Annotated in this window: 6 protein-coding genes and 2 pseudogenes; 4 read left to right on the plus strand and 4 right to left on the minus strand. The window is 57.9% G+C overall.

Annotated features, from left to right (window positions below):
- Positions 1-123: 123 nt before the first annotated feature.
- The gene (locus ACYP2A_RS15485; RefSeq protein WP_459746277.1) at positions 124-747 is read left to right on the plus strand and encodes a Shedu immune nuclease family protein; all 624 of its coding nucleotides are present in this window, start codon (positions 124-126) and stop codon (positions 745-747) included.
- A 28-nt stretch (positions 748-775) separates the two neighbouring features.
- Here ACYP2A_RS15485 and ACYP2A_RS15490 read toward each other — a convergent pair.
- Positions 776-934 (minus strand): annotated as a pseudogene (locus ACYP2A_RS15490) (IS630 family transposase); the annotation flags it as partial.
- 86 nt (positions 935-1,020) lie between these two features.
- Between ACYP2A_RS15490 and tnpB the strand changes: the two are divergent.
- Together tnpB and tnpC are read left to right on the plus strand one after the other, a co-directional pair.
- The gene (gene tnpB, locus ACYP2A_RS15495) at positions 1,021-1,380 is read left to right on the plus strand and encodes an IS66 family insertion sequence element accessory protein TnpB (RefSeq protein ID WP_459746280.1); all 360 of its coding nucleotides are present in this window, start codon (positions 1,021-1,023) and stop codon (positions 1,378-1,380) included.
- Positions 1,381-1,408: 28 nt separating this feature from the next.
- A pseudogene (gene tnpC / locus ACYP2A_RS15500) lies at positions 1,409-2,921 on the plus strand (IS66 family transposase).
- 160 nt (positions 2,922-3,081) lie between these two features.
- Here the strand turns inward: tnpC and ACYP2A_RS15505 are convergent.
- Both ACYP2A_RS15505 and ACYP2A_RS15510 read right to left on the minus strand, forming a co-directional pair.
- Complete coding sequence (locus tag ACYP2A_RS15505) at positions 3,082-3,879, minus strand: hypothetical protein (protein ID WP_459746283.1); 798 nt, start codon at positions 3,877-3,879, stop codon at positions 3,082-3,084.
- A 353-nt stretch (positions 3,880-4,232) separates the two neighbouring features.
- Complete coding sequence (locus tag ACYP2A_RS15510) at positions 4,233-4,787, minus strand: BRO-N domain-containing protein (protein WP_459746285.1); 555 nt, start codon at positions 4,785-4,787, stop codon at positions 4,233-4,235.
- A gap of 472 nt (positions 4,788-5,259) precedes the next feature.
- Here ACYP2A_RS15510 and ACYP2A_RS15515 point away from each other — a divergent pair, with 472 nt between their 5' ends.
- Positions 5,260-5,580 (plus strand): hypothetical protein, encoded by a 321-nt coding sequence (locus ACYP2A_RS15515; protein WP_459746287.1) that lies wholly within the window; start codon positions 5,260-5,262, stop codon positions 5,578-5,580.
- Positions 5,581-5,596: 16 nt separating this feature from the next.
- Here the strand turns inward: ACYP2A_RS15515 and ACYP2A_RS15520 are convergent.
- A partial coding sequence (locus ACYP2A_RS15520; protein WP_459746289.1) for a non-ribosomal peptide synthetase occupies positions 5,597-9,314 on the minus strand: 3,718 nt, incomplete at its 5' end.

Raw genomic sequence — 9,314 nt, forward strand, 5'->3', positions numbered from 1 at the left:
GGAGAAACCAGATCCTTGATCAATTCCCACGATGCGTCGGAGAGTTCGTAACGCTTTGCCATGCGGGCCTCCAGCCAATCATGGCCGCAATTCTACCCGCACCGACTTTTCGTACAAAACCTAATGGTTCTGCACGCCGAAATCGAGCGGGTGACGCTGGCAAAAATGATTGATGCATTTAAGGTGAAGCTTGCCAATAAACTGAGCGAAAATCATTGGCAGAAGTTTTTTGAGCAGAACAAATTCGTTTTGAGCATGGCCTTCGCTCGCCCCGTCGAGCTAACTCATACGCAATTCCATGCAATGGGCTCTACCTTGACGGGGGCAGGAGCCCAGATCGGCGACTTCCTTTTCAAAGAATATGGTCAAGCAGTTGCCATTGTTGAAATAAAAACTCCGGAAACGGGATTGCTACAGGGCACTGCTTATCGGGGGAAGCATGTATTTGGACCAAGCTCGTATCTCTCTGGTGCTGTTACCCAAGTGCTGTTTCAGCAGAGCGAGCTTAGAAAACGCTGGTTTAACCATGTTTATGACAACCCGGCCCTGCGTTTGTCAGATGCTGATGTCATCAAATGCGTGGTCGTCGCTGGCCGAACCCCCATAGAGCCAATCAAGCTGCGTTGCCTTGAGGTATTCCGAAATGCGTGCAAAGACGTGTACATCATTACCTTTGACGAACTTCTAGCAAAACTTGAGTTCTTGGAGGCGGAACTGACCCCGAAGTCTAGCCAAGACCTGTTCTAGTTTGGTGCTTCACAATTAAGACATAAAATCACTTGCCCAATGCTTTTGCTGCACGAACAACGAAACCTAGGATCTCGCTTGCTTTTTTGTATCAGCGAAATGGCTTCGGATTCTGGTTGTAGGTTTCCAGGTAGTACTCGATTGAGGCCTCCAAATCCTTCACGCTGACATGAGCCTGAAGCTTGATCGTAACCGCCTCACCAACTCCACATTCCAAGCCCCGACCTGATCCCCGATGCTGAGCTCCCGAAACCTCTCAGGAGCCAGCCGCTCATGATGCGTCCCGACGCCAAAGCCGAAAAAGTCTATCTCTACCCAAAGCCCGTCGACTTCCGAAAATCCATCGATGGCCTGGCCGCCCTGGTCGAACTGGATATCAAGGTGGCCGTGTTCGACCCGGTGCTTTTAGTCTTTCTCAATCGCTCCCGTAATCGGGTGAGAATACTTTATTGGGAGCGCAACGGCTTCTGTCTCTGGCTCAAGCGCCTCGAAGCCGAACGCTTCAAAACATCGCCTGACATCACCGACGATGTGATCGTACTCAGCGTTCAGGAATTGAACTGGTTACTTGACGGTTTCGATCTTTGGCGCAACCGTCCTCATCAGGTAATGACACCCCGATTCGTCGCCTGACACCGATACCGCAGGTATGATCCGGGGCATGATTTCCATGCCCGATGCTCTCCCTGACGACCTGGATGCGCTCAAGCAACTGCTGGCGCAGATGCAGTCCAAAGTGGCTCTTCTTGAAGAAGAGAACGCTTTGCTGCGTCATCGTCTTTTCGGTCGCAAGTCCGAACAGAGTACCGATGCAGACTCGCCATAACTGGCACTCTTCAACGAGGCCGAAAGCCTGGTTGAAACGGTTGCCGAGGACGCTGACGAAGAATCGGCCAACCCCGCCAAACGTCGTGGCAAGCGCAAACCCTTACCCGCTGACTTACCGCGTGTCGAGGTGGTTCACGAACTGCCCGAGCACGAGCTGACCTGTGAATGCGGCTGCCGCAAACACGTTATGGGTGAAGACGTCAGCGAACAGCTTGAAATCGTGCCGATGCAGATCCGGGTGATCAAACACATCCGCAAAGTCTATGGCTGCCGAGGCTGCGAAACCGCACCGGTGACTGCCGACAAGCCTGCGCAACTCATCGAAAAGAGCCTGGCCAGCCCCAGTGTCCTGGCCATGCTGCTGACCACCCAATACGTCGACGGTCTGCCACTGCACGGCTTTGAAAAGGTGCTGGGACGCCACGGTGTCAATGTCTCGCGACAAACACTGGCCCGCTGGGTCATGCAGTGCAGCGAACTCCTGCAGCCGCTGATCAACCTGATGCGCGACCAACTGCTGGAAAGCCGCGTGATCCACTGCGACGAAACCCGTGTCCAGGTCATGAAAGAGCCGGGCCGCGAAGCCACCAGCCAATCCTGGATGTGGGTGCAGACCGGCGGCCCGCCGGACAAACCGGTCATCCTGTTTGACTACTCGACCAGCCGTGAACAGGAGGTGGCTTCACGCCTGCCGGCCGGATATCGCGGTTACTTGATGACCGACGATTACTCAGGCTACAACGCGATCGAACAGCAAGCGGGCGTTGAGCGTCTGGGCTGCTGGGCGCATGCGCGGCGCAAGTTCGTGGATGCACAGAAAGTACAGCCCAAGGGGAAAACCGGGCGTGCCGACATGGCGTTGCTGAAGATCAATGCGCTATACAAGATCGAGCGCGATCAGAAGAAACATCAGGTCAGCGAGGCAGAACTTCATCGAATTCGAGCCGAGCAAAGTGTGCCGATCCTGAAAGAGCTGCACGAATGGCTGGAGAAAACCCAGCCTCATGTGACGCCGCAAAGCGCCTTGGGCAAAGCCGTGGGTTATCTGGCCAATAACTGGAGCAAGCTGAAGCGCTACACCGAGGCCTGCTACCTGCCCATCGACAACAATGCGGCCGAACGCGCGATCAGGCATTTTGTTATCGGAAGAAAGAACTGGCTCTTTTGCTTTACGCCACGAGGCGCCAGTGCCAGTGCTCGCCTGTACAGCCTGGTTGAAACCGCCAAGGCGAATGGGCGTGAACCTTATGCATGGCTACGACACGGAGCGTCTGCCGCAGGCGGTGTCGGTGGAAGACTTCGAAGCCTTGCTGCCGTGGAACTGCTCGCCGCAGATCCCACGATGACGATAAACCCTATCTTGCAAGGGTGGGGTTTATGGCGCAGTTACCGCCGTTTCCGGGATTTCGTACCGCTTTGCCATCGTAATAGGGCTCCTGTCTTTGATGACGGCGGGCTTTACCGGATTGCGTCAGCAAGAAGGTTTCAAAGGATTTTGTGCAAAGCTTAACAACCCCATTTCGACCTAGCTGCATTAAACTCAAGCTTCAAGCACTCATCAAGGTCCTTGCTAGCCACTAAAGGGCAAAATCCATTTTCAATGGAGAAAATAAAAAAATTGATTTTTATATCACTCCTATCAAACTTCTCTCCAATAGTTTCATATAGCACTTCAAATAGCACAAATACTAGGTCACTAGTTTCATATAAATACCTCCCGCGCTTCTGCTGCTCAATCCCAAATGGCAAAGCTTTACCCTCGTGCACAAAAAAACCCCAAGATGCTCGAGGCTGATCGGCCAACTCAGGGTGAGCCTCATTCCCGAAAATCGACATCATAGGTGCAGAAGACATATAGTGCTGATCAAGTGCATGAGTGAAAGAGTTACGCAAGCTAAATAAATATTTCTTTTTTAGCTGATTTTGATTTTCCACTACAACACCATTTGTAGAATTATCTCTTGCTTTGCCACCAGCACAAATGAGCGACTCACTAATCCGAATATTTGAAAACAAGTAGTCTCGTGCATTTTCAGAAAGCTTATCAATACCTCCAAAAAATGAATTTGTCACACCGTAAACTTTATTATAGGCACTCAATAAAGCTTTTGAGACCTCGACAGGATCAATACACTGACCTAATTTAGAAATCGCCAAATCACGCTGACTTGAATATTTTTCCTTATGACTACTCAGCCACTCATCAAAAGAAACATATCTTTCTGACTGACCAAGTAAATCCAGACACGTCAATAACAAATATACAACCACAGACTCTCGCTCATGTCGCTCATGAGCCAACAAAGCCTTGACCTTGATGCTACCGTACGCTTCCGCCCCAGGCAACTTATCTGATTATTCCAAAAGGCTTTTTGCAAGTCGAAGTCGATTTCCGATCAAGCAAAACCCTGCATTTTCTTCTTGGTTTTTATCTGGCATTTATAGCACTAGCTCCTAATATCCTAATTACACGAACTCAAATCGGCGCTTGCTTTTTTAATTGAACGCCCGACCCTGTCCATCTTACAAAAATCATAAAATATGGATCTGCATTATTATTTTAATATGAATCACTATCTAAATAGATTCCACCTTTTTCTGCCACCAGTAGCTTCAGGCAGATAAGTACTTACAAGGCCACTCACCTCGCCCCCCATCTACCTCTCGCTAATTATCGCAGCAGAGTTCCTGCCAAGAATCCTATCCCAAACCCTCCACCACAACCCCCGCCCCCTCGGCACCTCCGCCACCAAACACGGCATATCCCGCCACCGAACCCAGCTCTCATTCTTCCACTGCAGCATCAACAACGTATTCCCCAGCCACTCCAGCCGACTCACATCCGGTTCTTCCACCATCCGCTCTGCCCGCTTATGCAGCTCTGGCAGCACCTCATGCGTCAGCCACTGCCGCAGCGTCCGATTCTCCGGCACATAATGATGAATCAACAAAGCAAACACCCCCGACTCACTGACCATCAGGCACTTCTCCCAGATGCCATGACATTCAAGCCAGGCCGTCCGGCGTTGATCGGGGTCGAGTTTGATCGTGCAGCGTTCATCGAGGCGCACGCCCATCAGGCGGGCAAGGTCGGGAAGGCAGAACCAAGCTTGGCCGTCGTGGCGAATGGTTCGCAGGCGGCGGTGGTGGCGGAAAAAGCATTCAGCGGAGTAGTGCTCCAGGATGGGGGCACTGGGGGTCAGCATGTCCATGGTTGTCTCTCTGTTGATTACCTACGGACTGCCACTATTCGTCGCCAAACGAATGGGTGGCAGCTGTGCGCAGGTTGGCGAACCGGTCAACAGATAACACCGGCAGACCCGAAGGTCTCCCACGCACAGCCGCCATAACACAGGCTTTCGGACACGGTTGTACGTGCATGAAAGCGCGATGGTTCGCTATGCGTCTGTTGAGTGAGGGTCGCCAAACCCGCCTCGCTGATTTGGCAGCGAGAGGCGCGCAGGTTAACCAAGCGGGCGGCGCATCACAAGTGATGGCCGGTTATTGCGGGGTGATTACAGATATTTCGGAATTGGGCTACGAGGCTGGAGGTCAAGGGCTGGTCCACGCCGGGATTTTCGTGGGGCTTGCCCGTGTTTTACATCTGCACCTTGACCGAATGCTAAGATTTTGTACGACTTTAAAAAGCAACGTTGCGAAGCAGTGTTTTTACGGGAAGCCGCTATGTTTTTTCTCAAGGAATTGAAATGGTTGGTTTTTTCTTTGATTTTCCTATTCGCAACACTTTCACTGCTGGCCAGCCTGGCCTTGTTCTTGCTGATCTGGATTGACGATCACCGTGGTCCTGACGACTTTACCCTGGAGGTAAAGTCGTGGACGTTCAAGAACGGCAATCTCGAATACTTCACTCGAAAAGGCGGGGGCGATACGGCCATCTGCACAGTTCCCGCCGATGCGTCATCAACTTACCCCGCCGGCAGTAAAGTGCTGGTGTCTGTGAATCTTTTTTTCGACAGGTGCACACTCGAACCGCTCAGTAGATAAAGACTGTCGCCCCCGTTCAAATCTTCCGTTTGCGATTCAATGCCGGAATCGTCGTTGCCGGAATGGCGTGTTGTTCCACTTGCCGTCTCGTCTGCGCCGCCAGTGCTTGCAAGGTCGGGTGGCTGAACAGGGTTCTTGCATCGGCATGCAACCCAGCCTGTCGCAGCCGTGCCACCAGGGTAACGGCCAGCAATGAATGCCCGCCCAGTTCGAAGAAGTTGTCGTCGCGCCCTACCCGTTCCACGCCCAGCAGTTGTGCCCAGACCCGCGCCAGGGTGGTTTCGACCTCGCCTTGCGGTGCCTGGTAGTCGCGGCTTAGCAGTGCGTGCTGGTCGGGCGCTGGCAGGGCTTTGCGTTCGACTTTGCCGTTGGGGCTAAGTGGCAGTGCGTCGAGGGTGACGTAGGCTGAGGGCACCATGTAGTCGGGCAGTTGCGCCAGCACATGGGCGCGCAGGGCTTCGATGCCGGGTGCGGGGTGGCCGGGTTGCAGGGTGAGGTAGGCAACCAGGCGTTGTTCGCGCAGCAGGACCACGGCTTCGCGCAGTGCGGGGTGTTGGGTCAGGCGGGCTTCGATTTCGCCGAGTTCCAGGCGCAGGCCGTGCAGTTTGACCTGAAAGTCGTTGCGACCCAGAAATTCTATTTCGCCGTCGGCGCGCAGGCGCACCAGGTCGCCGGTGCGGTACAGGCGGTCGTCGGGCACGAAGGGGCTTTTAATGAAGCGTTCGCTGTTGAGTTGCGGCAGGCCGCGATAGCCGCGCGCGACGCCGACGCCGCCGATGTGCAGTTGGCCGCTGACGCCGTGGGGCACCGGGCGGTCCTGAGCGTCGAGGATGTAGACGTGGGTGTTGGGCAATGGTCGGCCAATGGGCAATTGACTGTCGGGCAGCGGTGCGTCGGGTTCGAGGGTGAAGGCGGTGCTGTCGACGGTGGTTTCGGTGGGGCCGTAGACGTTGTGCAGGCGCACGTTGGGCAGACGTTCGCGCACCAGACGCGCCAGTGCGGCGGTGAGTTCGCCGCCGCCGCAGACCACGTCGGTGAGGCTGGTGCAGTGTTCGACGCCGTCGGCTTCGAGAAATTGTTGCAGCAGGGCCGGCACGAATTTGACCACGCTGATGCGTTGCTCGCGTACTTCGCGTACCAGGTAGTCGGGGTCGCGGTGGCCGTCGGGGCGCGCCAGCACCAGGCGCAGGCCGGCGCTGAGCGGCCAGAAGAATTCCCACACCGAGCCGTCGAAGCTGAATGGGGCTTTTTGCAGCAAGGCGGCATCGGCCTGCGGTGGAATCAGTTGCGAGCCCCAGCGCACCAGGTTGCACAGGCCGCGGTGCTGGAGCATTACGCCTTTGGGGGTGCCGGTGGAGCCTGAGGTGTAGATCATGTAGGCCAGGTTCGAGGCGCTGAAATCCGGCAGTTGCGGGTCGTGGTCGGGCTGGGCGTGCCAGTCGCAGCGGTCGAAGTCGAGCAGGGTTTGGGTGCTGGCGTGCAGGCGTTCGCGGGTGGCGGCGTGCACCAGCACAGCCACCGGGGCGCTGTCGGCGAGCATGAAGTCGAGGCGTTCGGCCGGGTAGCCTGGGTCGAGCGGCACGTAGGCGCCGCCAGCCTTGAGAATGCCCAGCAGGCCGATGACCAGTTCCAGCCCGCGCTCGACACACAGCCCGACGCGGTCGTCGGGCTTTACCCCCATCGCGATCAGGTGATGGGCCAGGCGGTTGGCTTGCTGATTGAGGGCCTGATAACTCAGGCTGCGCTCGCCGGCTTGCAGGGCAATGGCGCGTGGCTGGCGGCGCACCTGTTGTTCGAACAGCGCCTGAATGCCCTGTTCCAGCGGCCAGTCGACGGCGGTGGCGTTGTAGTCCACCAGCCACTGGCGACGCTCGGCTTCGGGCAGTACCGGCACGTCGCTCAGCGCCGTGTGCGGCGCGAGCTCCAGCGCATCGACCAAACCCTGTACGGCGCTGCGCAGGTAGTCCAGCACCCGCTGCGCGCCGATGTAGCTGGGCACCCGCGCGGTAAGACGCAAGCCGCTGGCGGTGTCGTCGACCGCGAGCATCAAGGCGTAGCTAACCACTTCGCTGCTGCTTAGCCGTTCGATGCCGGGCAGCTCTGGCTCGGGCTGCGCATGGCGGTAGTTGAGCAGGCTGTTGAACAGCGGCGTGCCGGCGGGCAGTGCGCTGCAACGCTGGGCCAGCGCCAGTGGCGCGTGTTCATGGGCCAGCAGCGCCGCCAGCCGTGCATGGGTCTGCAAGGCGGCGGCGCTGACGCTTTGTGCGGCCAGATTGACGCGCAGCGGCAGGGTGTTGATGAACATGCCCAGTGCGCGGTCGGCGCCCTCGCCCGCCAATAACCGGCCGAGCAGCACGGTGCCGAACACCACGTCCTCACGCCCGGCCAGGCTGCCAAGTACATGTGCCCACGCCAGGTGAAACAGGCTAGCCGGGCTGACGCCCCACTGCCGGGCCTGGGCGCGCAGGCGCTCGCTGAGCGCGTCGTCGAGCCAGGCCCGGGCTTCCTGGTGATCGCGGCCGTCCTGCGGGCGTTCGCGCAGGTCGAAGGCCAGGGTGGGCTCGTCGATATCGCCCAGCAGTTGTTTGAAGAACTGTTCATGCCCGGCCTGGCGGTTGGCTGCGCCGGCCTGTGCCACGTAGTTGCGGTACGGCACCGGCGCTGCAAGGCTGGCGCCGGTGTTGTGCAGCAAGGCATTGATTTCAGCCATCAGCACGGCGGTCGAGGTGGCGTCGTTGATCAGGTGGTGGAACTGCAACAGGCCCAGCCAACGCGGCTGGCCAGGGCTGGAATCGGAGTCTTGGGCGCAGGCCAGGGCCATCATCGGCGCACGGCGAATGTCCAGCGGACGCACGCCGGGGTCAAACCGGGCGCACAGGTGTTGTATGGCATCGCCTGCGGGCAGTGTCAGGGTGTCGACCGGCAGCACGGCGTCGCGCCAGACCACTTGCACCGGTTGTTCAAGGCCTTCCCAGAACAGGCTGGTGCGCAGGATGTCGTGACGGGCGATGACTTGCTGCAGCGCGGCAATGAAAGCGTCGAGGCGTTCGCGGCTGGCGAAGGCGAAGACCGCCTGTTGTTGATAGGGGTCGCGCTGGCCGGCAGTCATGTGGTGGTACAGCAGGCCGTGTTGCAGCGGTGCCAGCGGGTAGATTTCCTGCACATTGGCTGCGCCGCCGGGCACACTGGCAACGATGCGCTCGATGCTGGTCTGGTCCAGCGCCAGCAATGCCAGCGTGTCCGGGGTGATGTGCGTGCAGCCGGCCGGCACGCGATTGGCCGGCACCGGCACCTCACGGTCGGCGCCAACAGCGGCGGCCAGGCTGGCCAGGGTGGGCTGACCGAACAGCACTTGCACATCGGCCCCCAACCCTTGGCGACGCATGCGTTCGACCAATTGCACAGCCAGCAATGAATGCCCGCCCAGTTCGAAAAAGTGATCTTCGCGGCCGACCTGTTCGACGCCCAGCAACTCGGCCCACAGCGCGGCCAGCAACGTTTCGACCTCGCCTTGCGGGGGCTGGTATTCGCCGCGGATCGAGGCGTCGGGGCCCGGTGCCGGCAAGGCCTTGCGGTCGAGCTTGCCGTTGGCGGTCAACGGCCAGTGCTGCATGCGCATATAGGCGGCAGGCAACAAGGCGGCGGGCAGGCTTTGTTTCAGGTGGTGGTGCAGGTGCGCGACGGGCACCGGATGCCGGGCGGTGAACCAGGTCAGCAGTTGCCCGTCGCGCACC

This window comes from Pseudomonas sp. 3A(2025) (genome assembly GCF_054589175.1).

Excerpts from the sequence above, each read along its gene's own strand:
- ACYP2A_RS15485 (WP_459746277.1), top strand. The coding sequence starts at position 124 with ATGGTTCTGCACGCCGAAATCGAGCGGGTGACGCTGGCAAAAATGATT.
- tnpB (WP_459746280.1), top strand. The coding sequence starts at position 1,021 with ATGATGCGTCCCGACGCCAAAGCCGAAAAAGTCTATCTCTACCCAAAG.
- ACYP2A_RS15510 (WP_459746285.1), bottom strand. The coding sequence starts at position 4,787 with ATGGACATGCTGACCCCCAGTGCCCCCATCCTGGAGCACTACTCCGCT.
- ACYP2A_RS15515 (WP_459746287.1), top strand. The coding sequence starts at position 5,260 with ATGTTTTTTCTCAAGGAATTGAAATGGTTGGTTTTTTCTTTGATTTTC.